Source organism: Streptomyces sp. NBC_01296, assembly GCF_035984415.1.
Taxonomy (GTDB): Bacteria; Actinomycetota; Actinomycetes; order Streptomycetales; family Streptomycetaceae; genus Streptomyces.
In genome coordinates this window covers 4004853-4030754 of record NZ_CP130720.1, presented here as the reverse complement: position 1 = coordinate 4030754, position 25902 = coordinate 4004853, and the positions used below count along the sequence as shown (strand labels likewise).

Sequence of the window (25902 nt, the reverse complement as noted above, 5' to 3'; positions counted from 1 at the left end):
CCGTGGCTTGGCCAGGTGCGCCCCCGAGGGACCCCGTACGGGCCCCTCACCAGGCACTCCTGCCGCCAACTCCACCGCTCCTGCACGGCTCCTGCGCAGTCACTGCGCCACACCTTCGCGGGTGCCGACGTCGTGAGCGCCCACTGCGCGGCCCCCGCTCCCCGGACGCCTACTCCTTGGCCGCCGCCCGCGACCGCCCGCGCGGCAGGACCCGCAGGGCGTCGCCCATGTCCGCGACCTCGGTGACCTTCATCCCGGCCGGCACCTTCCCGGGATCGCCGGGCACCAGCGCGTGCGTGAAACCGAGCCGGTGCGCCTCCGCGAGCCGCCGCTGCACGCCGGTCACGCGCCGCACCTCGCCCGCGAGGCCGACCTCGCCGATCGCGACGAGGTTCTTCGGCAGCGGGACGTCGCTCGCCGCCGAGGCCAGCGCGAGCGCGATCGCCAGGTCGGCGGCCGGCTCCGTCAGCTTCACCCCGCCCACGGTGGCGGAGTAGATGTCGCGCTTGCCGAGCGCGGTGATCCGGCCGCGCTGCTCCAGCACCGCCAGCATCATCGAGACGCGTGAGGTCTCCAGGCCCGAGGTGGTCCGCCGGGGCGAGGGGATCTGCGAGTCCACGGTCAGCGCCTGCACCTCGGCGACCAGCGGGCGCTTGCCCTCCAGGGTCACCGTCAGGCAGGTCCCGGGGACGGCCTCCGCGCGCCGGGTCAGGAACAGCCCGCTCGGGTCGGCGAGCCCGGTGATCCCCTCGTCGTGGAGTTCGAAGCAGCCGACCTCGTCGGTGGCCCCGTACCGGTTCTTCACGCCGCGTACGAGGCGCAGGCGCGCGTGCCGGTCGCCCTCGAAGCTGAGGACCACGTCCACCAGGTGCTCCAGCAGCCGGGGGCCGGCGATCGCCCCGTCCTTGGTGACGTGCCCGACCAGCAGGGTGGCCATCCCGCGCTCCTTGGAGGCGCGGATCAGCGCCCCGGCCACCTCGCGGACCTGGGCCATGCCGCCGGGTGCGCCGTCGATCTCGGGGGAGGCCACGGTCTGTACGGAGTCCAGGATCAGCAGCGAGGGCTGCACGGCGTCGAGGTGGCCCAGTACGGCGGACAGATCCGTCTCGGCGGCGAGGAAGAGGTGGTCGCTCAGCGCGTTGATCCGGTCGGCCCGCAGCCGCACCTGGCTCGCCGACTCCTCGCCCGTGACGTACAGCGTGCGGTGCGCCTCGCTGGCCGCCTTCGCCGCCACGTCCAGCAGCAGCGTCGACTTGCCGACGCCGGGCTCGCCGGCCAGCAGGACGACGGCGCCGGGCACGAGCCCGCCGCCGAGGACCCGGTCCAGCTCGTCCACGCCGGTGCTGCGGGCGGTCGCCGTCCGGCCGTCGACCTGCGCGATCGGGAGCGCGGGCGCCGAGACCCGCCCGGCGGCGGTGGTCCGCACCGCGGGCGCCCCGCCCATCTCCTCCACGGTGCCCCACGCCTGGCATTCGGGGCACCGCCCGAGCCATTTCGCGGTCGTCCAACCGCACTCGGAGCAGCGGTAGGACGGCCGGTCCTTGGCGGATGAACGAGATGTACGGGCAGCCATGCGGCCCACGGTATCCGGCCCCTGTGACAGCGCCCGCGCCCCGGCCGCACGCGCGGCGTCAGGGCCGCCGTCAGCACGGGTTCGATCTGTTCACCCGTAAGGGCTAAAACAGCTGAAGGCTTCACGGCCGTCACCGACGTGCGGCCTACCTTCGCCAGGGTGAACAGCAGCAACCAGGAGAGCCCCGCCCAGCGCACCGGCGCACAACGGGCGCACGGGCGCACGCCCCCCGAGGGCCCCGAAGGCCGTGAAGGCCCCGAAGGAGAACGGCAGCCGCCCCCCTTCCGGCACGAGCCGTACCTCGACGGCCTGTTCACGTACTGCCTGTCGGTCCTCTGCGACCACGACACCGCCACCGAGGTGCTCGCCGACGTCCTCGCCGTCGCCGAGCGGCACCCCGGCCGATGTCCCGACGAGGGGGGCCGGCGGGCCTGGCTGTACGCCCTCGCCCGCTGGGGCTGTCTGGTGCGGCTGGCCGAGCACCGCCGGACCCGGCAGGGGGCGCATTCCGCCCGGCGCACGCCGGAGCGCATGGATGCCGAGCACGCGCCGGAGGCGCACCGTTCCCTGGACGTGAATGCCTACCGGCGCACCGAGCTGGCCCGCCTCGCCTGGCCCGAGGCCGCCGGGACCACGCCCGCGCAGCGCGAGGCCCTCGAACTCGCCGTCCGCCACCGCCTCGGAGTCCCCGAACTCGCCGCCGTCCTCGGCACGCCCCCCGCCACCGCCCGGGAGCTGCTGGCCGGCGCCGCCTGCGAGGTGGAGCGGACCCGCGCCGCCCTCGCCGTCGTGGAGACCGGCAGCTGCCCCTCCGTGTCCCGGCTCACCGGCGACGGCCAGGTGCTCCTGTCCACCACCCTGCGCGCCGAGCTGGTCCGCCACGTCGACGACTGCCCGCGCTGCCGCCGCGTCGCCGAACGCGTCGACGCCGCCGCCCCCTGGCCCGGCACCGGCGGCATCCACGCGGCGCTCCCGCTGGTCCCCGCCCCGCGCACCGCCGTCCACGCGGCCATGCTCCGCTCCGGCGGCGGTCGGCGCCGCCGCAAATCCGGCCCCCGCTTCGACCGCACCGGCTTCCCGATGGACCCCCGGGACCGCGCGGCCCGCCGCGACCGGCTGCGGGCCCGGGCCGTGACCACCACCGTCGTCGCCACCGTCGTCGCGGCCCCGGTCCTCGCGCTCTGGGCCGCGTACCGAGGCGCCCCGGAGACCGGCGAGCCCGTCGGCGCGGACTCCACCCGGATCTCCGCGAGCGAGTCCGAGATCCCCCTCCCGCACCAGGACGGCCGCCCGCCGCGCGCGTACGAGAACGCCGGCAACACCGCCCACACCACCGGCGAGCCCGGCTTCGCCACGGGCCGCGCCGCCCCGGACACCCCCGACGTCTCCGTCGAGGTGATCAGCACCGGGCCGACGTCCGCCCCCGACCGGGCCGGGAACCCCGGCCGGCTCTCAGTCGCCGCCTCCTCGCGCGGAAGCACCACCCTGCTCACCCTCACCGCGTCCGGCGGGGCCCCGGTGGACTGGCGGCTCTGGTCCGACGCCCCCTGGCTGCGCGCGAGCCGGACCGCGGGCACGCTGGCCCCTGGAGAATCGGTCACTCTGCAGATCACCGTGGACGCCGAGGCCCAGCCCGTGGGCGCCTGGTCCGCCCGGGTCGGCGTGGATCCGGGCGGCGCGGTGGTCTCCCTCCAGGGCCGCGGCCGCCCGGCGCCCACGCCGACGGAGCCCACGCACCCGACGCCGACCCCGACACCCACCCCGACGCCGACGCAAACCCCCACGCCCACGCCCACGCCGCCCCCCGCGCCGACGCCGAGCGCCTCAGCAGGAACGGTTTCCCCGCCCGCGGACCCGAGCGGTCCGGCGCCGGGCTAGGCCGGGTCGGGTCGGGTCGGGTCGGGTCGGGTCGGTCAGGCCGGGTCCGCGGGGTGCGGGGCCATCGGCAGCAGCGAGGACAGCCGTGCCTCGCAGAGCTTCACGAGGGCCTCGTAGCCCTCCTTGCCCATCAGCTCCGTCAGCTCCGCGCGGTACGACACGTACACCGGATCGCCGGCGCCGTGCGCGGACGTCGCCGACGTGCACCACCAGTGCAGGTCGTGCCCGCCCGGACCCCAGCCGCGCCGGTCGTACTCGCCGATCGACACCTGCAGCACCCGCGTGTCGTCCGGCCGGTCGATCCACTCGTACGTCCGGCGGATCGGCAGCTGCCAGCACACGTCGGGCTTGGTCTCCAGCGGCTCCTGGCCGCTCTTCAGCGCCAGGATGTGCAGCGAGCACCCGGCGCCGGCGGGGAACCCCGGCCGGTTCAGGAAGATGCAGGCGCCGTCCCAGCGGCGGGTCTGCTTCTCCCCGTCGTCGTCGTGCTGCGTCCACCCGGTCTCGCTGCCGACGTCGTGGAACTGCCACAGCTCGGGAGTCAGCCGTGCCACGTGCTCGGCGACCCGCTTCTCGTCGTCCTCGTCCGAGAAGTGCGCGCCGAGGGTGCAGCAGCCGTCATCGGCCCGGCCGGCCTGGATGCCCTGGCAGCCGCTGCCGAAGATGCACGTCCAGCGGGAGGTCAGCCAGGTCAGGTCGCAGCGGAAGACCTGCTCGGCATCGGCGGGGTCGGGAAACTCCACCCAGGCCCGCGGGAAGTCGAGCCCCTTCTCGTCGTCACGCACGACCGAGGCTTTGGCCTGGGGCTTCGCCTTCTTGGCCTTCTTGGCACTGTCGGCCTTCTCGGCCTTCTCGGCGGGCTTGGACTTGTTGGCCTTCTTCGTATTTGGCACAAACCCAAGCCTAAGCGCCCCTTACGCCGCCCATACTCCAGCCGCACAGTAGCGTTTCCTCGTATGAGACTCGGTGTCCTTGATGTGGGTTCGAACACGATCCATCTGCTGGTGGTGGACGCGCACCCCGGCGCGCGCCCGCAGCCGGCGCACTCGCACAAGGTGGAACTGCGGCTGGCGGAGCTGCTCGATGAGGCCGGGGCGGTCACCCCGGCGGGCATAGAGCGCCTCGTATCGGTGATCGGCGAGGCCGCGCAGGCCGCCGAGGACAAGGGCTGCGAGGACGTGCTGCCCTTCGCGACCAGCGCCGTACGGGAAGCCACCAACGCGGACGAGGTCCTGGCCCGGGTGAAGCTCGAGACCGGCGTCGACCTCCCCATCCTCAGCGGTGAGGACGAGGCACGGCTGACGTTCCTCGCCGCCCGCCGCTGGTTCGGCTGGTCCGCGGGCAAGCTGCTGGTCCTCGACATCGGCGGCGGCTCGCTGGAGATCGCGTACGGCATCGACGAGGACCCCGACGCGGCGGTCTCGCTGCCGCTGGGCGCGGGCCGCCTCACCACCGGCTGGCTCCCGGGCGACCCGCCGGACGCGGCGGACGTACGGGCCCTGCGCCGGCACGCGCGGGCCCAGATCGCGCGCACGGTTCGCGAGTTCAGCCGCTTCGGGACGCCGGACCACGTGGTGGCGACGTCGAAGACCTTCCGGCAGCTGGCCCGCATCGCGGGCGCGGCACGCTCGGCGGACGGGCTGTACGTACGGCGGGACCTGACCCGCAAGTCCCTGGAGGAGTGGGTCCCGAGGCTCGCGGCGATGACGACCGCGCAGCGGGCCGCCCTCCCGGGCGTCTCGGAGGGCCGCGCGTCCCAGCTGCTGGCGGGAGCGCTGGTCGCGGAGGGCGCGATGGACCTCTTCGGCGTCGACGAACTCGAGATCTGCCCCTGGGCCCTCCGCGAGGGCGTCATCCTGCGCCGCCTGGACCACTTGCCGTCCTGAGGCGCGTACGGGGCCTGCGGCGCGTGCGGGCGCTGTCGGCGCGGCCGGGGCTTCGGGGGCTTCCCCGGGACGGGGCCTTCACCTCCCTGGCTCCACCACCGCGCGGCGGTGGCTGCCCACCCGCCCCCCTCGGGGGAGAGGCCGATGGCCGGTAGCCCCCGTCGGGTCGGCACAGGCGGCATTTCGCTCAGGCAAGCGCCGCCTGCAAGACCAGGGCTTCGGGGCCGGTAGCCCACTGATCGGCATCGGGGAAGGTTTGGGGGTTTCCCGCCAGTCCCATCGTCTCTCCGCGTCGGGCCGGGCCCTCAAGGGCGCTCCCTGCGGTCGCGTCGCTTCGCGACGGCCTTCGGCCGCCCTTGACCGCCCGTCCCGCCCCGGAAAGACAAGGACTGTCGGGAAGCCCCCAAAAGGACGGTCACCTGGGCACAGGCCTTGAGCAGGGCGGCATCAGCGATCTCGCGGCTTGGTTCCGGGGGGCCGGATGCCCAGCCGGGGCCCATGAGCAGGCCCGCTCCGGGTCGGAGCTTGCCCGGCCGGAGCCGGACAGCGACCAGAACACCCATCGGCGCCGGGCAGGCGGGTAGGCGCGTCAGATCGCTACTCGCTTCGGTTGGTATCGCGGCTCCCGGGCGTCTGGGCTCTCTCCCGACCCCGTGTCGACGACGGCCCGGCCCGGTGCGGGCCGGCGTGGTCGGCGTCACGGTCCTCGGCGGCTGCGCCCCGTACCCTGTCCCCGTGGCAAAACCAGTCCGGATCCCGACCGCGAAAGTCGCCCTCTCGACCGCCTCCGTGTACCCGGAGTCGACGGCGACCGCCTTCGAGATCGCCGCGCGCCTCGGGTACGACGGCGTCGAGGTGATGGTCTGGACGGATCCGGTCAGCCAGGACATCGATGCGCTGCGGCGGCTGTCCGATCATCATCAGGTGCCGATCCTGGCCGTGCACGCCCCGTGTCTGCTCATCACCCAGAGGGTGTGGTCCACCGATCCCTGGACCAAGCTCCAGCGGGCGCAGACCGCTGCCGAGCGGCTGGGGGCGTCCACCGTCGTCGTGCACCCGCCCTTCCGGTGGCAGCGGCAGTACGCGCGGGACTTCGTCAGGGGCATCTGGCGGATGGCCGACGAGACCGACGTCCGGTTCGCCGTCGAGAACATGTACCCGTGGCGGTACCGGGACCGCGAGATGCTGGCCTATGCCCCCGAGTGGGATGTCACCAAAGACGATTACCGGCATTTCACTGTCGATCTTTCGCATACCGCCACCGCCCGTACGGACGCGGCCGCGATGATCGACCGCATGGGGGACCGCCTCGCGCACGTGCACCTCGCCGACGGCAACGGCTCGGCCAAGGACGAGCACCTCGTCCCCGGCCGCGGCACCCAGCCCTGTGCCGAGCTGCTGGAACGTCTCGCCACCAGCTCCTTCGCCGGGCACGTCGTCATCGAGGTCAACACCCGCCGCGCGATGTCCTCCGCGGAGCGCGAGGCAGACCTCGCCGAGGCCCTGGCCTTCACCCGGCTCCACCTCGCGGCCAGCGCCGCTGCCACCCCGGTTCGGACCCCCCGGCCATGACGGAACCCGTCAAGCCGCGGCGCGGGCCCGGCCGTCCCCGGCAGGACGAGGCCGACGACGGCCCCGGCACCCAGGAGCGGATCCGGCTCGCGGCCCGCGAGGTGTTCGCGGAGCGCGGGTACGACAAGACGTCGGTGCGCGGCATCGCGAAGGTCGCCGGCGTGGACCCGGCGCTGGTCCACCACTACTTCGGCAGCAAGGACGACCTCTTCGCCGCCGCCATCGAGGTCACGATGGAGCCCGCCCTCGTCGTCCCCGCGATCGTGGGGCAGGGCCCCGAGGGCATCGGTGAGCGGCTCGCGCGTTATTTCCTGGGGGTTTGGGAGAACCCGGCCACCCGGGCCCCCCTCCTCGCCGTCGTCCGCTCCGCCCTCACCCACGAGGCCGCGGCGGCCGTGCTGCGCCGGCTGATCCTGCGCCGGGTCCTGGAACGGGTCGCGGCCGACCTCCACGTCCCCGACCCCACCTTCCGCGCCGAGCTCGCCGCCTCCCACATGATCGGCATCGCGCTCCTGCGGTACGTGGTCCAGGTCGAGCCCCTCGCGTCCGCCGACCCGGAGGCCATCGTCGCCCTGGTGGCCCCGACCCTCCAGCGCTACCTGACCGAGGAATGAGCCCTGCTCGAGGAATGAGCCGGGCGTCCCGTCATGCGGACAACCTGTCCGCATCCCGAGCCGGGGGCGTAGCCTCGTAACCGAGCCATATCCACAGTCGTAAAGTCGCGGCGGGCGCCTCGCGTCACCGCACTCATGGGGAGTGAACCCGATGCCCGAGCTGAGGTCCCGCACCGTCACCCACGGCCGCAACATGGCGGGCGCACGCGCCCTTATGCGTGCGTCGGGCGTAGCGAGCGAGGACATCGGGAAGCCGATCATCGCGGTCGCCAACTCGTTCACCGAGTTCGTCCCCGGGCACACGCACCTGGCCCCGGTCGGCCGGATCGTCTCCGACGCCATCCGCGCCGCGGGCGCCATCCCGCGCGAGTTCAACACGATCGCGGTCGACGACGGCATCGCCATGGGCCACGGCGGCATGCTGTACTCCCTGCCCTCCCGCGACCTGATCGCGGACAGCGTGGAGTACATGGTCGAGGCGCACTGCGCCGACGCCCTCATCTGCATCTCCAACTGCGACAAGATCACGCCCGGCATGCTGATGGCCGCCATGCGCCTCAACATCCCCGTCGTGTTCGTGTCGGGCGGCCCGATGGAGGCCGGCCAGGCCATCCTCGTCGACGGCACCGTCCGCAAGCTCGACCTGATCGACGCCATGGTCGACGCCTCCAACGAGAACGTCTCCGACGAGGACGTGCTGCGGATCGAGGAGAACGCCTGTCCGACCTGCGGGTCGTGCAGCGGCATGTTCACCGCCAACTCCATGAACTGCCTCGCCGAGGCCATCGGGCTCGCGCTCCCCGGCAACGGCTCGGTCCTCGCCACGCACACCGCCCGCCGCGCCCTGTACGAGGACGCCGGCCGGACGGTCGTCGAGATCACCAAGCGGTACTACGAGCAGGACGACCACTCGGTCCTGCCGCGCTCCATCGCGACCCGCCAGGCCTTCGAGAACGCCATGGCCCTCGACATCGCGATGGGCGGCTCCACGAACACGATCCTGCACCTGCTGGCCGCCGCCCAGGAAGCGGGCCTGGAGTACGACCTCACCGACATCGACGAGGTGTCGAGGCGGGTCCCGTGCCTGGCCAAGGTCGCCCCGAACGTGGCGCCGGGCGGCACGTACTACATGGAGGACATCCACCGGGCCGGCGGCATCCCCGCCATCCTCGGCGAGCTGCACCGCGGCGGCCTCCTGAACAAGGACGTCACCACGGTCCACTCCGAGAACCTCGAGGACTGGCTCGCCAAGTGGGACGCCCGCAGCGGCACCGCCTCGGAGGTGGCCATGGAGCTGTGGCACGCGGCCCCCGGCTGCGTGCGTTCCGCCACCGCCTTCTCCCAGTCCGAGCGCTGGGACACCCTCGACCTCGACGCCGAGGGCGGCTGCATCCGCTCCGTCCAGCACGCGTACTCCAAGGACGGCGGGCTGGCCGTCCTGCGCGGCAACATCGCGGTCGACGGGTGCGTCGTGAAGACGGCCGGCGTCGACGAGTCGATCTGGACCTTCGAGGGTCCGGCGGTCGTCTGCGAATCGCAGGACGAGGCGGTCGACAAGATCCTCCGCAAGGAGATCAAGGCGGGCGACGTCGTCGTCATCCGGTACGAGGGCCCGCGCGGCGGCCCCGGCATGCAGGAGATGCTCTACCCGACGTCGTTCCTGAAGGGCCGCGGCCTCGGCAAGGTCTGCGCGCTGGTGACGGACGGCCGCTTCTCCGGCGGTACGTCGGGCCTGTCCATCGGCCACGCCTCCCCGGAGGCGGCCTCGGGCGGCGACATCGCGGTCGTCGAGGACGGCGACCGGATCCGGATCGACATCCCGAACCGCTCGATCGAGCTCCTGGTCGACGAGGCCACGCTGGCGGCCCGCCACGCGGCCCTGGGCGGTGTCTACGCCCCGAAGAACCGCGAGCGCAAGGTCTCGGCGGCCCTGCGCGCGTACGCGGCGATGGCCACGAGCGCCGACAAGGGCGCAGTCCGCGACGTGAGTCAACTTTGATGCGGCCCTCGCACCGCTCCGCGGGCTTCGGGCCGCTGCGCCGGACTCCGTCCGCCGTCGCCTGACCGGCAGCCGCTCCGCCCCGCCCGCAAACCCAGCCTCGCCGGCGTTTGAGGCGCGGGGGCCTGGGGGACGAGCCCCCAGGCTTTACGGGGTTCGGGGCGGAGCACCGGGGAACGGCGGAAGGGCGGGTAGGGGACAGCCCCGCGCAGCGGCACCCCGGACGGGCCTTGCCGGTGGCACCCCGACGGGCCGGCCCGGGGCCGTCACCACTCGGCGGGACCCGCCGGACGGGCCGGGGCCGTCACCGCCGTGGTGGGTCCGGCCGGAGCGGCGGCGTCACCAGCCTGCGGGGTTACCGGCGTCGACGGCGAACACCGACCCGTCGGGCGCCGTCCCGAACACCCGCCCGGCCGCGGCCACCGGCGCCGGCAGCGCCGCCGCGAAGCCGTCCCGCACGTCACCCATCCGCGGCTTCGTCTGCCCCACCAGCCGCCCGCTCCCCGCATCGACCGCCAACAGCCGCCCGTCCGGCGCCGCCAGGTGGATCCGGCCGTCGGCCGCCACCGGCCGGGAGGTCACGGCCAGGCCGGTCTCCAGCCGCCACTGCTCCCTCTCGGCGTCCACCGCGACCAGCCCGCCCGAGACCCCCACCACGTACACGACGCCGTCCGGGCCCACCACCGCCTCCGCGTCGAGCAGCGGCGCCGACAGCCGGACCCGCCGTACGGCGTGGGTCGTCACGTCCACCCGGACCACCGCGCCGGTCTTGGCCCCCGCGTCGCCGTCCAGCAGGTACAGCCCGCCGTGCGCGGCTCCGACCGGCCGCAGCCGCCCTCCGGTCCGCAGCTGCCAGCGCAGCGTTCCGCTCGCCGGGTCCACCGCCGCGAGCTGCGTCGTACCGCCGCCCCCGTCGGGCGTCGCCACGTACGTCACCGGCGCTCCGGATTCCCCGGGGCCGCCCCACCACACGGAGCCCACCCCGCCGAGCTGCTTCGTCCAGCGCGGGGTCCCGCTCGCCGCGTCGAGCGCCGTCACACTCCCGTTCGGCGGCACGAGCAGCACCTGCCCGCCCGCGGCCACCGCCCGCGCGCCGTCGGGCAGTTTCCGCTTCCAGCGCTCGGCGCCCGTCCCCGGATCCAGCGCCTGGAGCGTCCCGCTGCCCGGGGCGACCGCGAGGACCAGCCCGCCCGCGTGCAGCGGCGCGCTCTCCGTCGCCGTCCCGGTGGCCGGGGCGGCCGCCTTCACCGACCACAGCACCGAGCCGTCCGCCGGGTCGAGCCGGGCCGCGGTCAGACCCGGACCCGCGCAGTACAGGGCCGCCTCCCAGGAACAGGAGCCGGAGCCGGAGCCGTTCCGGTTGCCGGCACCCGGCGCGCCCAGCGCGACCGCCCACGGGACGAAGGGCTTCGCGGGCGCGGGCCCGGCCTTCGCCGCGGCGGTCTTCCCCGGCGGTCCGGCACCCGCCCCGAAGTGCAGGTATCCGCCCACGGCCCCGCCCGTCAGCAGCAGCCCGACGGCCACCGCCGCGGCCACCCGCGCCCCGCGCCGCCCACGACCGGGGCGCCCGGACCCGAGGCCGAGCCGCTCCCTGCGGTGCGTGGCGTCTTCGGCCGCCCCCGTCTCGGCCGGCGGCCCCGGCCGCGGCCGCGGGATGAACGTCTGCGTGTCCTCGGAGGTCGGGTACGCCACCGCCCGCATCTGCGCGATCAGCTGCTCCGCGGTGGGCCGGTCCGCCGGCTCCTTCGCCAGGCACCGCGCGACGAGCGGTACGAGCTGCTCCGGCAGCCCGCTCAGGTCGGGCTCGGCGTGCACGACCTGGTACGCCACGAGGTAGTGGCTGTCGGAGTCGAACGGCCCGTGTCCCGTCGCGGCGTGGACGAGCACCGCGCCCAGGGCGAAGACGTCCGCGGCCGATCCCACCTCCCGCGGCCGCTGGAACTGCTCCGGCGCCATGTACGGCGGCGTCCCGATCAGCTTCCCCGTCTCGGTCCGCAGATCGCTGTCCGCCGGCCGTGAGATGCCGAAGTCGATGACCCGCACCCCGTCCGGGGCCATCAGTACGTTGCTGGGCTTCAGGTCCCGGTGCACCACGCCCGCGCGGTGGATGTCCCGCAGGGCCTCCGCCAGCCCGGCGGCGAGCCTGGCCAGTTCGACGGGGTCCAGCACCCGCTCCCGTACGCGCTCGGCGAGCGTCGGGGCGTCGATGAACAGGGTGGCCATCCACGGCCGTTCGGCGTCCGGATCGGCATCCACGACGGGAGCGGTGAAGGCTCCGCTCACCCGCCGGGCGGCGGTGACCTCCTGCCGGAACCGGGCCCGGAACTCCGGATCGACCGCATGCTCGGCATGCACGATCTTGACGGCGAGTTTCAGCCCCGAATCGGAGGTGGCCAGGTGGACGACGCCCATCCCGCCGGAACCGAGCACCGATTCCAGGCGGTACTGCCCGGCGTACTCCGGAAAGCCCACGTAGTCCGCGCGCAGCGAATGCACCGCTCAACCACCCCCGCCGGAGCCTAGTCGATGGGCCGTACGAATCTCCAAGGGTCCTGCTACCCTGCGCGAGTTGCGCACGGCAACACCCGTGGGGGGAGATTTCGCATGTCGACAGAGAATGATTCCAGCCAAGTCCAGGACCTCGCAGCCGACTCCGGATTCCAGACATTTCCGGTCGCTCCGGGGTACCGCGTGAACGTCCGCAGCGGCCCGGGCACCAACTACTCGGTCATCGACGTCCTGCCCTACGGGGCTTCCGTCACGATCCGCTGCCAGAGCGACGGCACGACCGTCTCGGGCCCGTACGGCACATCGAACATCTGGGACTGCGTCGGCAACGGCCGGTTCGTCTCCGACGCCTACGTGAAGACGGGCAGCGACGGCTACGTCGCCACCCACTGCGGTTAGCGGCCCCCGTCTGCCACGTGAGACAACCCCGGCCGGGTCGGCGGGGCGGTGGATAATCGCTGGTGTGAGCGACGACGACCAGCGAGACCAGACCCCCGCCGAGCCGGCCGCGCAGGCTCCTGAGGCTCCCGCCCGCGCCGGCGGGCCCGAGCCCGAGCCGATCCGGTTCTTCGGCACCACCTGGGTGAACCACGACGGCGGCTACGCGCTGCTCCGCGTCGGCCTCGCCGTCGGCTCGCTCGTCACCGCCGTGGCCGCGGCCGTCCTGCTCCGCCTCGCCTACGAGGGCCTGGAGATCGGCAACGTCGGCTCGTTCCTGAGCATCTCCGTCGTCGTCCTCTTCGCGATCGCGAGCTCCATCGCCTTCGTCAAGACCTGGGACTCCTTCAACCGCCGTCCCGCCCCGTCCTCCGACGAGGCCGCCCTCAAGGGCCTGAAGACGATCGGTTTCATCGGCTCCCTCATCGCGTACTTCCTGCGCTGCCTCGCCGAGGCCCCCGGCGAGAAGCTGCGCCGCGCCGAGTACGAGCGCGCCACCGCCGAATTCGCCCGCCGACGCGGCACCCGTACGGGCAACCCGGCCGCGCGCCGCCCCAAGCGGAAGAAGTAGCCGGCCCCGCTCCTTCGGCCGACCCCGTCCTGTTGACGCCCCGGCACCGCCAGGAGCATTATTCATCACATGATGAATAATGCTGAGCGAGAGGCCGCCACGGCCACGGCGGAGGTCTCGGCGCAGGCCACCGCCGAGGCCACGGCCACCGCCGTGCACGCCCGCGGCCTCACCGTCCGCCGCGGCACCGGCCGCACCCCCCGCACCGTCATCGACGGCATCGCCTTCGACGTCCCCCGCGGCCGCATCACCGGCCTCCTCGGCCCCTCCGGCTGCGGCAAATCCACCCTCATGCGTTCCATCGTCGGCACCCAGGCCCACGTCACCGGCACCCTCGATGTCCTCGGCCGCCCCGCCGGCCACCCCGAGCTCCGCTCCCGCATCGGCTACGTCACCCAGGCCCCCTCCGTCTACGACGACCTCACCGTCCGCCAGAACCTCGACTACTTCGCCGCCGTCCTCGACCCCGGCCGCGCCGCCGCCGACCGCCGCCGCGCCACCGTCGCCCGCGCCATCGCCGACGTCGACCTCACCACCCACGCCGGCGCCCTCGCCGGCAACCTCTCCGGCGGCCAGCGCAGTCGCGTCTCCCTCGCCGTCGCACTCCTCGGCACCCCCGAGCTGCTCGTCCTCGACGAACCCACCGTCGGCCTGGACCCCGTCCTGCGCCGCGACCTGTGGAACCTCTTCCACGACATCGCCGCCACCCGGGGCGCCACGCTCCTCGTCTCCTCCCACGTCATGGACGAGGCCGAGCGCTGCCACGACCTGCTCCTCATGCGCGAGGGCCGCATCCTCGCCCAGGACACCCCCGACGCACTGCGCACCCGTACCCACTCCGCCACCGTCGAGGAGGGCTTCCTCCGCCTCGTCGACGAGGCCGACACCCTCGCCGCCCAGGAGCCGACCCCGTGAACAGTGCCCGCACCGCCGCCACCGCCGCCCGCGTCCTGCGCCAGCTGCGCCACGACCCGCGCTCCATCGCGCTGATGCTCCTGGTCCCCCTACTGATGCTGACGCTGCTGCGCTTCGTCTTCGACGGCGGCAACACTGCCGGGGGGCCGCGCACGTTCGACAGCATCGGCGCGTCCCTCCTCGGGATCTTCCCCCTCATCACCATGTTCCTGGTGACCTCGATCGCGACCCTGCGCGAGCGCACCTCCGGCACCCTCGAACGCCTCCTCGCCATGCCGCTCGGCAAGGGCGACCTGATCGCCGGCTACGCCCTCGCGTTCGGCGCCGTCGCCGTCGTCCAGTCCCTTCTCGCCACCGGCCTGGCCCTCTGGTGCCTCGGCCTCGACGTCGTCGGCTCCCCCTGGCTGCTCCTGCTCGTCGCGCTGCTCGACGCACTCCTCGGCACCGCGCTCGGCCTGTTCGTCTCCGCGTTCGCCGCCAGCGAGTTCCAGGCCGTCCAGTTCATGCCGGCCGTGATCTTTCCCCAGCTCCTGCTCTGCGGGCTGTTCGCCGCGCGCAACACCATGCATCCCGTCCTCGAAGGCGTCTCGAACGTGCTGCCCATGTCGTACGCCGTCGACGGCATGACCCAGGTCCTCACCCACACCGACATGACCGCCGACTTCGTCCGCGACGTCGTGATCGTCGCCGCCTGCGCGCTGCTCGTCCTCGCCCTCGGCGCGGCCACCCTCCGCCGCCGTACGCCCTGACCGCACTGCGGACAGCACCCCGCCGCCGCGTGCACGGGTGCAAGGATGAGGACGGAGAGCAAGCACACGTGCAACACAGTTCGGCGAGGTGAATCGGGCATGACCCAGACAGTCGCAGTCCTCGGTACCGGCAAGATCGGCGAGGCCCTGCTCAGCGGAATGATCCGCGGCGGCTGGCCCGCCGCCAAACTCCTCGTCACCGCCCGCCGCCCCGAACGCGCCGAAGAGCTCCGCGCCCGCTACGGCGTCGAGGCCGTCAGCAACGCCGAGGCCGCCAAGCGCGCCGACACCCTCATCCTCACCGTCAAGCCGCAGGACATGGGCAAGCTCCTCGAGGAGCTCGCCCCGCACGTTCCCGCCGACCGCCTGGTCATCAGCGGCGCCGCCGGCATCCCCACCTCCTTCTTCGAGGAGCGGCTCGCCTCCGGCACCCCCGTCGTCCGCGTCATGACGAACACCCCCGCCCTCGTCGACGAGGCCATGTCCGTCATCTCGGCCGGCAGCCACGCCACCGCGGAACACCTCGCCCACACCGAGGAGATCTTCGGCGGCGTCGGCAAGACCCTGCGCGTCCCGGAGTCCCAGCAGGACGCCGCCACCGCCCTGTCCGGCTCCGGACCCGCCTACTTCTACTTCCTCGTCGAGGCGATGACCGACGCCGGCATCCTCCTCGGCCTGCCCCGCGCCCAGGCCCACGACCTCATCGTCCAGGCCGCCATCGGCGCCGCCGTGATGCTCCGCGACAGCGGCGAGCACCCGGTCAAGCTCCGCGAAGCCGTCACCTCCCCGGCCGGCACCACCATCAACGCGATCGTCGAACTCGAACGGCACGGCGTACGGGCCGCCCTGATCGCAGCCCTCGAAGCAGCCCGCGACCGCAGCCGCGAACTGGCCTCCGGCAACAGCTGACACCGCCGGCACCGCCGGCACAGAGGTACGGGCCCCGCGCGCGGGGCCCGTACCTCCGCCTCCGTCAGGGCTCCAGCAGCCCGATCGCCCGGTACGCCCGGTCCACGACCGGCCGCGCCAGCGCCCGCGCCCGCTCGGCCCCCTCCCGCAGCACCTTCTCCACCGCCGCCGGATCGGCCGCCAGCTCGGCATGCCGCTCCTGCACCGGCCGCAGCACCTCCACCACCGCGTCGGCGACATCCCGCTTGAGCGCCCCGTACCCGCTGTACTCCTCGGCGAGGGCGGCCGGATCCCCGCCGGTGCAGGCGGCCAGCACGTCCAGCAGGTTCGCGACCCCCGGCCGCGCCGCCCGGTCGTAGACGACCCCGCCGTCCCCGCTGTCGGTCACGGCCCGCATGACCTTCTTCCGGATCACCCCGGGCTCGTCCAGCATGAACACCACGCCGGGTCCCGCCCCGCCGGACTTCCCCATCTTCGACGCGGGCTCCTGCAGGTCCATGACCCGCGCGGCCACCTCCGGCAGCGTCACCTTCGGCACCGTGAAGGTGTGCCCGTACCGCTGGTTGAACCGCACCGCCAGATCCCGGGCCAGCTCCACGTGCTGCCGCTGGTCCTCACCCACCGGGACCTCCTGCGTCCCGTACGCCAGGATGTCGGCGGCCATCAGCACGGGATACGTCAGCAGCGACAGCCGTACGCCCTGCCCGGACGCCTGCGCCTGCGCGGACTTCTCCTTGTACTGGACCATCCGCCGCATCTCCCCGTCGGTGGCGGTGCACTCCAGCAGGTACGAGAGCCGGGTGTGCTCGTCGACGTGGCTCTGCAGGAACAGGGTGCATTTCTCCGGGTCCAGCCCGGAGGCGAGGAACAGCGTCGCCGCCTGCCTGCTGAGCCGGCGGACCCGCGCGGGATCGTGCTCGACGGTCAGTGCGTGGAGGTCGACGACGCAGAACAGCGCCTCGTCCGGAGCCTGGTCGGCGGCGACCCACTGGCGGACGGCCCCCAGGTAGTTCCCCAGCGTCAGATGTCCGGACGGCTTGATCCCGCTGAAGATCCTCGTCATGTCCTGTCTCCCTGTTCGTGGCTGGTGTCGGGACCGCCGCGTCGGGCGACCGAGCCACTCCCGGGAGGGGAGAAACAGAAACGGCCGCCGTAAGCGGCGGCCGTGAGCGCATGCGTGCTCGCGTGGAAGGTCGGCCGCCGTCAGGCGGCCCACCAGCAGAGGCTGAGCGTGAGCGCATGCGTAGTCATGGGCCTCAGGCTAGCGCTCCCGGGGGCCCCTGTCCTGGAGTTGACACACGAGTCCGAGATCCGTAAGGTTCTTCGAGTTGTCCGACGTGAGCGCCGACTCCGGTCGGTCCCCGGACAGCCATCCCGCACTACACATTCGAACGAACGACGCACTGTGTCGTCTCGTTTTCATGCGTATTTGCGAATGAGGAATCCGTGTCCAAGGACGCGGCCGCCGATTAGGTTCGGGGGCAAGGAATCCGCTACTGTCTCACTCGCTGCAAGGGCCCAACAGCCCAAGCGGCACAACCCGCTGACTGGGAGTCAGGCCCGAAAGGATCTGATAGAGTCGGAATCGCCGGAAAGGGAAAACGCGAAAGCGAAGGACCTGGAAAGCAAGCGAGACCGACTCTGATAGAGTCGGAAACGCAAGAACGAAAGCCCGGAGGAAAGCCCCAGTAAGTGTTACTGAGGGTGAGTACAAAGGAAGCGTCCGTTCCTTGAGAACTCAACAGCGTGCCAAAAATCAACGCCAAAAGTTGATACCCCGTCCACTTCGGTGGATGAGGTTCCTTTGAAAAAGACCTGTGAGGTCGCGGTTCGCCGTGATGCTTGCAGGCAATTACACAGCGAGGACGCAGTGGTCAGTCGGTCATATTCCGACATGACTGACCCGCTCTAAGTGCGTGTGCACCCGATTACGGGTAAACATTCATGGAGAGTTTGATCCTGGCTCAGGACGAACGCTGGCGGCGTGCTTAACACATGCAAGTCGAACGATGAAGCCCTTCGGGGTGGATTAGTGGCGAACGGGTGAGTAACACGTGGGCAATCTGCCCTTCACTCTGGGACAAGCCCTGGAAACGGGGTCTAATACCGGATAATACTCCTGCCTGCATGGGCGGGGGTTGAAAGCTCCGGCGGTGAAGGATGAGCCCGCGGCCTATCAGCTTGTTGGTGGGGTAATGGCCCACCAAGGCGACGACGGGTAGCCGGCCTGAGAGGGCGACCGGCCACACTGGGACTGAGACACGGCCCAGACTCCTACGGGAGGCAGCAGTGGGGAATATTGCACAATGGGCGAAAGCCTGATGCAGCGACGCCGCGTGAGGGATGACGGCCTTCGGGTTGTAAACCTCTTTCAGCAGGGAAGAAGCGAAAGTGACGGTACCTGCAGAAGAAGCGCCGGCTAACTACGTGCCAGCAGCCGCGGTAATACGTAGGGCGCAAGCGTTGTCCGGAATTATTGGGCGTAAAGAGCTCGTAGGCGGCTTGTCACGTCGGATGTGAAAGCCCGAGGCTTAACCTCGGGTCTGCATTCGATACGGGCTAGCTAGAGTGTGGTAGGGGAGATCGGAATTCCTGGTGTAGCGGTGAAATGCGCAGATATCAGGAGGAACACCGGTGGCGAAGGCGGATCTCTGGGCCATTACTGACGCTGAGGAGCGAAAGCGTGGGGAGCGAACAGGATTAGATACCCTGGTAGTCCACGCCGTAAACGTTGGGAACTAGGTGTTGGCGACATTCCACGTCGTCGGTGCCGCAGCTAACGCATTAAGTTCCCCGCCTGGGGAGTACGGCCGCAAGGCTAAAACTCAAAGGAATTGACGGGGGCCCGCACAAGCAGCGGAGCATGTGGCTTAATTCGACGCAACGCGAAGAACCTTACCAAGGCTTGACATATACCGGAAAGCATTAGAGATAGTGCCCCCCTTGTGGTCGGTATACAGGTGGTGCATGGCTGTCGTCAGCTCGTGTCGTGAGATGTTGGGTTAAGTCCCGCAACGAGCGCAACCCTTGTCCTGTGTTGCCAGCATGCCCTTCGGGGTGATGGGGACTCACAGGAGACCGCCGGGGTCAACTCGGAGGAAGGTGGGGACGACGTCAAGTCATCATGCCCCTTATGTCTTGGGCTGCACACGTGCTACAATGGCCGGTACAATGAGCTGCGATACCGTGAGGTGGAGCGAATCTCAAAAAGCCGGTCTCAGTTCGGATTGGGGTCTGCAACTCGACCCCATGAAGTCGGAGTTGCTAGTAATCGCAGATCAGCATTGCTGCGGTGAATACGTTCCCGGGCCTTGTACACACCGCCCGTCACGTCACGAAAGTCGGTAACACCCGAAGCCGGTGGCCCAACCCGTAAGGGAGGGAGCTGTCGAAGGTGGGACTGGCGATTGGGACGAAGTCGTAACAAGGTAGCCGTACCGGAAGGTGCGGCTGGATCACCTCCTTTCTAAGGAGCACAGTACCGATTGCAGACAAACGTTCTGCACGGTCAGCTCATGGGTGGAACGTTGATTAGTTGGCACCAGACGGTCTGATGGTTCTCGAGTACTGCTTCGGCGTGGAAAGAGGAGACGGATGACTGACTGGTGCTTGGCACGTTGTTGGGTCCTGAAGGTACGGCCGTAAGGTCATGTCTTCAGTGCCGGCCCCAGTGAACTCGCCAGCTTGTCTGGTGGGGTGATGGGTGGCTGGTCGTTGTTTGAGAACTACACAGTGGACGCGAGCATCTGTGGCCAAGTTTTTAAGGGCGCACGGTGGATGCCTTGGCACCAGGAACCGATGAAGGACGTGAGAGGCCGCGATAGGCCCCGGGGAGCTGCCAACTGAGCTTTGATCCGGGGGTGTCCGAATGGGGAAACCCGGCAGTCGTCATGGGCTGTCACCCACTGCTGAACACATAGGCAGTGTGGAGGGAACGAGGGGAAGTGAAACATCTCAGTACCCTCAGGAAGAGAAAACAACCGTGATTCCGGGAGTAGTGGCGAGCGAAACCGGATGAGGCCAAACCGTATGCGTGTGATACCCGGCAGGGGTTGCGCATGCGGGGTTGTGGGAATTCTTTTGATCGGTCTGCCGGCCGGTCGGCGAGTCAGAAACCGTTGATGTAGTCGAAGGACATGCGAAAGGTCCGGCGTAGAGGGTAAGACCCCCGTAGACGAAACATCAGCGGCTTGCTTAAGAATCTCCCAAGTAGCACGGGGCCCGAGAAATCCCGTGTGAATCTGGCGGGACCACCCGCTAAGCCTAAATATTCCCTGGTGACCGATAGCGGATAGTACCGTGAGGGAATGGTGAAAAGTACCGCGGGAGCGGAGTGAAATAGTACCTGAAACCGTGTGCCTACAAGCCGTGGGAGCGTCGCCGTCATTCTTCGGAATGACGGTCGTGACTGCGTGCCTTTTGAAGAATGAGCCTGCGAGTTAGCGGTGTGTAGCGAGGTTAACCCGTGTGGGGAAGCCGTAGCGAAAGCGAGTCCGAATAGGGCGATTGAGTTGCACGCTCTAGACCCGAAGCGGAGTGATCTAGCCATGGGCAGGTTGAAGCGGAGGTAAGACTTCGTGGAGGACCGAACCCACCAGGGTTGAAAACCTGGGGGATGACCTGTGGTTAGGGGTGAAAGGCCAATCAAACTCCGTGATAGCTGGTTCTCCCCGAAATGCATTTAGGTGCAGCGTCACGTGTTTCTTGCCGGAGGTAGAGCACTGGATAGGCGATGGGCCCTACCGGGTTACTGACCTTAGCCAAACTCCGAATGCCGGTAAGTGAGAGCGTGGCAGTGAGACTGTGGGGGATAAGCTCCATGGTCGAGAGGGAAACAGCCCAGAGCATCGACTAAGGCCCCTAAGCGTACGCTAAGTGGGAAAGGATGTGGAGTCGCAGAGACAACCAGGAGGTTGGCTTAGAAGCAGCCACCCTTGAAAGAGTGCGTAATAGCTCACTGGTCAAGTGATTCCGCGCCGACAATGTAGCGGGGCTCAAGCGTACCGCCGAAGTCGTGTCATTGCAGCAATAGGGCCAACGCCCGCTGTGATGGGTAGGGGAGCGTCGTGTGCCGGGTGAAGCAGCAGCGGAAGCTAGTTGTGGACGGTTCACGAGTGAGAATGCAGGCATGAGTAGCGATACACACGTGAGAAACGTGTGCGCCGATTGACTAAGGGTTCCTGGGTCAAGCTGATCTGCCCAGGGTAAGTCGGGACCTAAGGCGAGGCCGACAGGCGTAGTCGATGGACAACCGGTTGATATTCCGGTACCCGCTTTGAAACGCCCAATATCGAATCAGGCGATGCTAAGTCCGTGAAGCCGTTCCGGACCCTTCGGGGAAAGGAAAGTGGTGGAGCCGACGAACCAGACTTGTAGTAGGTAAGCGATGGGGTGACGCAGGAAGGTAGTCCAGCCCGGGCGGTGGTAGTCCCGGGGTAAGGGTGTAGGCCGAGGGGTAGGCAAATCCGTCCCTCATTAAGGCTGAGACCTGATGCCGAGCCGATTGTGGTGAAGTGGATGATCCTATGCTGTCGAGAAAAGCCTCTAGCGAGTTTCATGGCGGCCCGTACCCTAAACCGACTCAGGTGGTCAGGTAGAGAATACCGAGGCGTTCGGGTGAACTATGGTTAAGGAACTCGGCAAAATGCCCCCGTAACTTCGGGAGAAGGGGGGCCATCACTGGTGATCGGATTTACTCCGTGAGCTGGGGGTGGCCGCAGAGACCAGCGAGAAGCGACTGTTTACTAAAAACACAGGTCCGTGCGAAGCCGTAAGGCGATGTATACGGACTGACGCCTGCCCGGTGCTGGAACGTTAAGGGGACCGGTTAGTGCGCTTTCGGGCGTGCGAAGCTGAGAACTTAAGCGCCAGTAAACGGCGGTGGTAACTATAACCATCCTAAGGTAGCGAAATTCCTTGTCGGGTAAGTTCCGACCTGCACGAATGGCGTAACGACTTCTCGACTGTCTCAACCATAGGCCCGGTGAAATTGCACTACGAGTAAAGATGCTCGTTTCGCGCAGCAGGACGGAAAGACCCCGGGACCTTTACTATAGTTTGATATTGGTGTTCGGTTCGGCTTGTGTAGGATAGGTGGGAGACTTTGAAGCAGCCACGCCAGTGGTTGTGGAGTCGCCGTTGAAATACCACTCTGGTCGTGCTGGATGTCTAACCTCGGTCCGTGATCCGGATCAGGGACAGTGTCTGATGGGTAGTTTAACTGGGGCGGTTGCCTCCCAAAGAGTAACGGAGGCGCCCAAAGGTTCCCTCAGCCTGGTTGGCAATCAGGTGTTGAGTGTAAGTGCACAAGGGAGCTTGACTGTGAGACCGACGGGTCGAGCAGGGACGAAAGTCGGGACTAGTGATCCGGCGGTGGCTTGTGGAAGCGCCGTCGCTCAACGGATAAAAGGTACCCCGGGGATAACAGGCTGATCTTCCCCAAGAGTCCATATCGACGGGATGGTTTGGCACCTCGATGTCGGCTCGTCGCATCCTGGGGCTGGAGTCGGTCCCAAGGGTTGGGCTGTTCGCCCATTAAAGCGGTACGCGAGCTGGGTTTAGAACGTCGTGAGACAGTTCGGTCCCTATCCGCTGTGCGCGTAGGAATATTGAGAAGGGCTGTCCCTAGTACGAGAGGACCGGGACGGACGAACCTCTGGTGTGCCAGTTGTCCTGCCAAGGGCATGGCTGGTTGGCTACGTTCGGGAGGGATAACCGCTGAAAGCATCTAAGCGGGAAGCCTGCTTCAAGATGAGTATTCCCACCTCCTTGAGAGGGTAAGGCTCCCAGTAGACGACTGGGTTGATAGGCCAGATGTGGAAGCCCGGTAACGGGTGGAGCTGACTGGTACTAATAGGCCGAGGGCTTGTCCTCAGTTGCTCGCGTCCACTGTGTTAGTTCTGAAATAACGAACAGCTGTGTTGTCGGCCAGCGTTCAAATTTCATAGTGTTTCGGTGGTCATAGCGTTAGGGAAACGCCCGGTTTACATTCCGAACCCGGAAGCTAAGCCTTTCAGCGCCGATGGTACTGCAGGGGGGACCCTGTGGGAGAGTAGGACGCCGCCGAACAATCATTGTAGAAAAGCCCCGTACCGGGATCCGGTACGGGGCTTTTCTGCGTTTACGGGCATCTTTTGCGTAGGGTCGGGGCCATGGGCTACGACCTCGTCATCTTCGACAACGACGGCGTGCTGGTGGACAGTGAGCCGGTCGCCAACAGCATTCTCGCCGGGTACCTGACCGAGCTGGGGCACCCCACCTCCTACGAGGACTCGCTCCGCGACTACATGGGCGCCGCCGTGCACCGGGTGCACGATCTCGTGCTCGAGCGGACCGGGGAGCGGCTGCCCGCCGCGTTCGATGCGACCCTGCACGCGCGGACGTTCGCCGCGTTCGAGCGGGAGCTGACGCCCGTCGCCGGCGTCGTGGACGTACTCGGTGCGCTGACCGCCCACGGGATGCCGTACTGCCTGGCCTCCTCCGGGAGTCACGAGCGGATCCGGGTCGGGCACAGGGCGGCCGGGCTCGACGGGTGGTTCGAAGAGGAGTGGATCTTCAGCTCGCAGGACGTGGGGAAGGGGAAGCCGGCTCCCGATCTGTTCCTGCACGCGGCCCGGGCCATGGGCGTCGAGCCGTCGCGGTGCGTGGTGGTCGAGGACAGCCCGCTCGGGGTGCAGGCCGCCGTCGCAGCAGGGATGGACGTGTACGGGTTCACCGGGATGATGCCCGCCGGGCGGCTGGCCGGGGCCACCGGTTTCTTCGGGGAGATGAAGGAGCTGACGGGGCTTCTGGAACTGCCTGTGTGATCTCTCTACCCACGGGTAGCCCGCGGGCCTACGCTGTGCCGCCATGACAGAAGACGTACGGCTGCGCCGGGGGCGGGGCTCCCTGGGGTTCAGCTTCTTCGTGCAGGGCGTGACCTTCGCCCTGCTCGTGACGCGGATCCCCGCCATCCAGGACCGGTACGGGATATCCGACGGGCTGCTGCCCGCCTTCCTCGCCGCCGTGCCGGTTCTCGCCGGGGTGTCCAGCGTCGCCACCGAGCACCTCGTGAAGCGGGTCGGGCCCGCCGCCGTACTGCGGTGGGCGCAGCCGCTGGTCCTGCTCTCCCTGCTGGGGGTCGGGGCCGGCAGCGCGATGTGGCATGTGGCGGTGGCCCTGGGGGCGTTCGGGCTGTCCGTCGGTGCGCTGGACGCCTCGATGAACATGCTCGGGGTCAGCCTGCAGCGGGCGTACGGGCGCAGCATCATGCTCGGCTTCCACGCCACGTACAGCCTCGGCGGGATCGTCGGTGCGTCCGCGGCCTGGGCCGGGGCGCACTGGCACCTGTCGCTGTTCACCTCGTACCTGCCGGCCGTGGTGCTGCTGCTGCCGTCGGCCTTCTACGGGAGCCGGTTCTACGTCGGCCGGCGGGGCGAGGGCGAAGTCCCCGAGAAGGGGCTGGGGGTCGGCGGGTTCAAGCTGCTGCTGCCGCTGTGCCTGGTGATGGCGTGTGCGTACATCGGGGACTCGACCGTCTCGAACTGGAGCGCCAAGTACCTCCAGGACGTGCTGGGGAGCTCGGAGCAGCTGGCGACGGTTCCGTACAACGTGTACATGGTGACCACGCTGATCGGGCGGGCGGTCGGGGACCTGGGCGTGCGGCGCTTCGGGGCGGTGGCCGTCGTACGGATCGGGACGGTGGTCGCGGCCGGCGGGTTCGCGGTGGTGGCGGCCGCGCCGGGGGCGTGGGCGGGGATGCTCGGGTTCACGCTGCTGGGGATCGGGCTGTGCGTGATCGTGCCGCAGACCTTCGCGGCGGCCGGGCGACTCTTCCCCGGGGCTTCCGACACCGCCATCGCGCGGCTGAACATCTTCAACTACGTCGGCTTCCTGATCGGGTCGCCGCTCGTCGGCGGGATCGGGGACGCCTGGAGCTACCGGGGCGCGATGCTCGTGCCGATGGCGCTGGTGCTCGTGACGCTCTTCCATGCCCGTTCGTTCGGCTCGCAGGGCGCCCGATACGGTGTCGGGCATGAGCGGCGAGCCGGTGACCGGGCTGTTGATGTGGGACGAGGCGGTAACGAGGTATGACTTCGGACCGAGCCATCCGATGGACCCGGTGCGCCTGGCGCTGACCATGGGCCTGGTGCGTGCCTTCGGGCTGGACCGGGAGATGGAGGTACGGGCGGCCCGCGCGGCCGGCGACTCGACGCTGCGGCTGGTCCACCGGGAGGACTACGTGGCCGCGGTGCGCGAGGTGTCCGCGGATCCGGGGGTGGCCGACGGGTCGTACGGGCTGGGGACGATCGACGATCCGGCCTTCCACGGGATGCACGAGGCGTCGGCGCTGATCGCGGGCCAGTCGGTGGCGGCCGCGGAGGCGGTCTGGCGCGGGGAGGCCGAGCACGCGGTGAACTTCGCGGGCGGGCTGCACCATGCGATGCCGGGCGGGGCCGCCGGGTTCTGCGTGTACAACGATGCGGCGCTGGCGATCGCGCGGTTGCTGGAGCTGGGGGCCGAGCGGGTCGCGTACGTGGATGTGGACGTGCACCACGGGGACGGGGTCCAGGCGGCGTTCTGGGACGACCCGCGGGTGCTGACGGTCTCCCTGCACGAGCATCCGCGGACGCTGTTCCCGCAGACCGGTTGGCCGGAGGAGACGGGCGGGCCGGCCGCGGAGGGCTCGGCGGTGAACGTGGCGCTGCCCGCCGGGACCGGGGACGAGGGGTGGCTGCGGGCCTTCCATGCGACGGTGCCCGAGCTGTTGGAGGACTTCCGGCCACAGGTGCTGGTGACCCAGCACGGGGCGGACACGCATTTCGAGGACCCGCTGGCGCATCTCGCGGTGTCGCTGGATGCGCAGCGGGCGGTGCAGGAGGCGTGTCACCGGCTCGCGCACGAGCATGCGGGAGGCCGGTGGCTGGCGCTGGGCGGCGGCGGGTACGCGGTCGTGGACGTCGTACCGCGGTCGTGGACGCATCTGGTGGGGATCGCGGCGCACCATCCGGTTGATCCGCAGTCGGTGGTGCCGGACGTGTGGCGGGACGAGGTGTACGCGCGGACGCGGCAGCCGGCGCCGGCCCGGATGACGGACGGGCGGACGGTGGCGTGGCGGGACTGGGAGGCGGGCTACGATCCGGCCGACCGGATCGATCAGGCCGTTCTGGCGACCCGGCGGGCGGTGTTCCCGTTGCGTGGCCTGCTCACGTAAGGCCGGCTGCGAGGCCTGGGCGTGGTGATGCATCGTTACGCCAACTGTGGGTCTGTTCCCCGGAATTGGTGATTCGCCAGGTCCGGTGCGGCAGCATC

Annotated in this window: 17 protein-coding genes and 3 rRNA genes; 16 read left to right on the top strand and 4 right to left on the bottom strand. The window is 69.6% G+C overall.

Features of this window, described 5'->3' with window-relative positions; translation table 11 throughout:
- Positions 1–169 precede the first annotated feature (169 nt).
- A complete protein-coding gene (radA, locus tag OG299_RS18060; RefSeq protein WP_266626817.1) occupies positions 170–1573 on the bottom strand; it encodes a DNA repair protein RadA in 1404 nt (467 codons plus the stop codon).
- Positions 1574–1732: 159 nt separating this feature from the next.
- Between radA and OG299_RS18055 the strand changes: the two genes are divergently transcribed.
- Complete coding sequence (locus tag OG299_RS18055; RefSeq protein ID WP_327362004.1) at positions 1733–3451, top strand: BACON domain-containing protein; 1719 nt, start codon at positions 1733–1735, stop codon at positions 3449–3451.
- Between the two features lie 35 nt (positions 3452–3486).
- On the opposite strand, the gene OG299_RS18050 is transcribed toward OG299_RS18055, so the two are convergent.
- Positions 3487–4236, bottom strand: coding sequence for a DUF3109 family protein (locus OG299_RS18050; protein ID WP_389874932.1), 750 nt, complete (start codon positions 4234–4236; stop codon positions 3487–3489).
- A gap of 171 nt (positions 4237–4407) precedes the next feature.
- Here OG299_RS18050 and OG299_RS18045 point away from each other — a divergent pair, with 171 nt between their 5' ends.
- From OG299_RS18045 to ilvD, 4 genes are all read left to right on the top strand, one after another.
- Positions 4408–5337 carry a Ppx/GppA family phosphatase gene (locus OG299_RS18045; protein WP_327362002.1) on the top strand — a complete coding sequence of 310 codons (930 nt, stop codon included), beginning with the start codon at positions 4408–4410 and terminating at the stop codon, positions 5335–5337.
- Positions 5338–6072: 735 nt separating this feature from the next.
- Positions 6073–6909 (top strand): sugar phosphate isomerase/epimerase family protein, encoded by an 837-nt coding sequence (locus OG299_RS18040; RefSeq protein ID WP_266626809.1) that lies wholly within the window; start codon positions 6073–6075, stop codon positions 6907–6909.
- The gene (locus tag OG299_RS18035; RefSeq protein ID WP_266626807.1) at positions 6906–7523 is read left to right on the top strand and encodes a TetR/AcrR family transcriptional regulator; all 618 of its coding nucleotides are present in this window, start codon (positions 6906–6908) and stop codon (positions 7521–7523) included. Before OG299_RS18040 ends, OG299_RS18035 begins: the two co-directional genes overlap by 4 nt.
- 151 nt (positions 7524–7674) lie before the next feature.
- Entirely contained in the window at positions 7675–9522 is a 1848-nt protein-coding gene (ilvD, locus tag OG299_RS18030; protein WP_266626805.1) for a dihydroxy-acid dehydratase, read from the top strand.
- Between the two features lie 339 nt (positions 9523–9861).
- Here the strand turns inward: ilvD and OG299_RS18025 are convergent, their stop codons facing one another.
- Positions 9862–12018, bottom strand: coding sequence for a serine/threonine-protein kinase (locus tag OG299_RS18025; protein WP_327362001.1), 2157 nt, complete (start codon positions 12016–12018; stop codon positions 9862–9864).
- 108 nt (positions 12019–12126) lie between these two features.
- Here OG299_RS18025 and OG299_RS18020 point away from each other — a divergent pair, with 108 nt between their 5' ends.
- The 5 genes from OG299_RS18020 (at position 12127) to proC (ending at position 15612) form a co-directional block, all read left to right on the top strand.
- Positions 12127–12429, top strand: coding sequence for an SH3 domain-containing protein (locus OG299_RS18020; protein WP_327362000.1), 303 nt, complete (start codon positions 12127–12129; stop codon positions 12427–12429).
- Positions 12430–12493: 64 nt separating this feature from the next.
- The gene (locus tag OG299_RS18015; protein WP_399848506.1) at positions 12494–13039 is read left to right on the top strand and encodes a hypothetical protein; all 546 of its coding nucleotides are present in this window, start codon (positions 12494–12496) and stop codon (positions 13037–13039) included.
- Between the two features lie 69 nt (positions 13040–13108).
- Positions 13109–13954, top strand: coding sequence for an ABC transporter ATP-binding protein (locus OG299_RS18010; protein ID WP_327361999.1), 846 nt, complete (start codon positions 13109–13111; stop codon positions 13952–13954).
- Entirely contained in the window at positions 13951–14703 is a 753-nt protein-coding gene (locus tag OG299_RS18005; protein WP_327361997.1) for an ABC transporter permease, read from the top strand. The genes OG299_RS18010 and OG299_RS18005 overlap by 4 nt, the downstream gene beginning before the upstream one ends.
- A 99-nt stretch (positions 14704–14802) precedes the next feature.
- Positions 14803–15612, top strand: a complete 810-nt coding sequence (gene proC / locus OG299_RS18000; RefSeq protein ID WP_266626795.1) for a pyrroline-5-carboxylate reductase — start codon at positions 14803–14805, stop codon at positions 15610–15612.
- A gap of 64 nt (positions 15613–15676) precedes the next feature.
- Here the strand turns inward: proC and trpS are convergent, their stop codons facing one another.
- Positions 15677–16675 (bottom strand): tryptophan--tRNA ligase, encoded by a 999-nt coding sequence (gene trpS, locus OG299_RS17995; RefSeq protein WP_327361996.1) that lies wholly within the window; start codon positions 16673–16675, stop codon positions 15677–15679.
- Between the two features lie 878 nt (positions 16676–17553).
- Between trpS and OG299_RS17990 the strand changes: the two genes are divergently transcribed.
- The 6 genes from OG299_RS17990 to OG299_RS17965 all read left to right on the top strand — a co-directional run bounded on the left by OG299_RS17990 (position 17554) and on the right by OG299_RS17965 (position 25804).
- Positions 17554–19078, top strand: a 16S ribosomal RNA gene (locus tag OG299_RS17990).
- A 284-nt stretch (positions 19079–19362) separates the two neighbouring features.
- A 23S ribosomal RNA gene (locus OG299_RS17985) occupies positions 19363–22485 on the top strand.
- A 77-nt stretch (positions 22486–22562) separates the two neighbouring features.
- A 5S ribosomal RNA gene (gene rrf / locus OG299_RS17980) occupies positions 22563–22680 on the top strand.
- Together the 16S, 23S and 5S rRNA genes form the textbook arrangement of a ribosomal RNA operon.
- An 83-nt stretch (positions 22681–22763) precedes the next feature.
- On the top strand, positions 22764–23417 hold the full coding sequence (locus tag OG299_RS17975; RefSeq protein WP_327361995.1) for an HAD family hydrolase: 654 nt from the start codon (positions 22764–22766) through the stop codon (positions 23415–23417).
- 43 nt (positions 23418–23460) lie between these two features.
- Entirely contained in the window at positions 23461–24684 is a 1224-nt protein-coding gene (locus OG299_RS17970) for an MFS transporter (protein WP_327361994.1), read from the top strand.
- Positions 24656–25804 carry an acetoin utilization protein AcuC gene (locus OG299_RS17965; RefSeq protein WP_266633336.1) on the top strand — a complete coding sequence of 383 codons (1149 nt, stop codon included), beginning with the start codon at positions 24656–24658 and terminating at the stop codon, positions 25802–25804. Before OG299_RS17970 ends, OG299_RS17965 begins: the two co-directional genes overlap by 29 nt.
- The last annotated feature ends 98 nt before the right edge of the window (positions 25805–25902 follow it).

Excerpts from the sequence above, each read along its gene's own strand:
- radA (WP_266626817.1), bottom strand. The coding sequence starts at position 1,573 with ATGGCTGCCCGTACATCTCGTTCATCCGCCAAGGACCGGCCGTCCTAC.
- OG299_RS18045 (WP_327362002.1), top strand. The coding sequence starts at position 4,408 with ATGAGACTCGGTGTCCTTGATGTGGGTTCGAACACGATCCATCTGCTG.
- OG299_RS18035 (WP_266626807.1), top strand. The coding sequence starts at position 6,906 with ATGACGGAACCCGTCAAGCCGCGGCGCGGGCCCGGCCGTCCCCGGCAG.
- ilvD (WP_266626805.1), top strand. The coding sequence starts at position 7,675 with ATGCCCGAGCTGAGGTCCCGCACCGTCACCCACGGCCGCAACATGGCG.
- OG299_RS18020 (WP_327362000.1), top strand. The coding sequence starts at position 12,127 with ATGTCGACAGAGAATGATTCCAGCCAAGTCCAGGACCTCGCAGCCGAC.
- OG299_RS18010 (WP_327361999.1), top strand. The coding sequence starts at position 13,109 with ATGATGAATAATGCTGAGCGAGAGGCCGCCACGGCCACGGCGGAGGTC.
- proC (WP_266626795.1), top strand. The coding sequence starts at position 14,803 with ATGACCCAGACAGTCGCAGTCCTCGGTACCGGCAAGATCGGCGAGGCC.
- trpS (WP_327361996.1), bottom strand. The coding sequence starts at position 16,675 with ATGACGAGGATCTTCAGCGGGATCAAGCCGTCCGGACATCTGACGCTG.
- OG299_RS17975 (WP_327361995.1), top strand. The coding sequence starts at position 22,764 with ATGGGCTACGACCTCGTCATCTTCGACAACGACGGCGTGCTGGTGGAC.
- OG299_RS17970 (WP_327361994.1), top strand. The coding sequence starts at position 23,461 with ATGACAGAAGACGTACGGCTGCGCCGGGGGCGGGGCTCCCTGGGGTTC.
- OG299_RS17965 (WP_266633336.1), top strand. The coding sequence starts at position 24,656 with ATGTGGGACGAGGCGGTAACGAGGTATGACTTCGGACCGAGCCATCCG.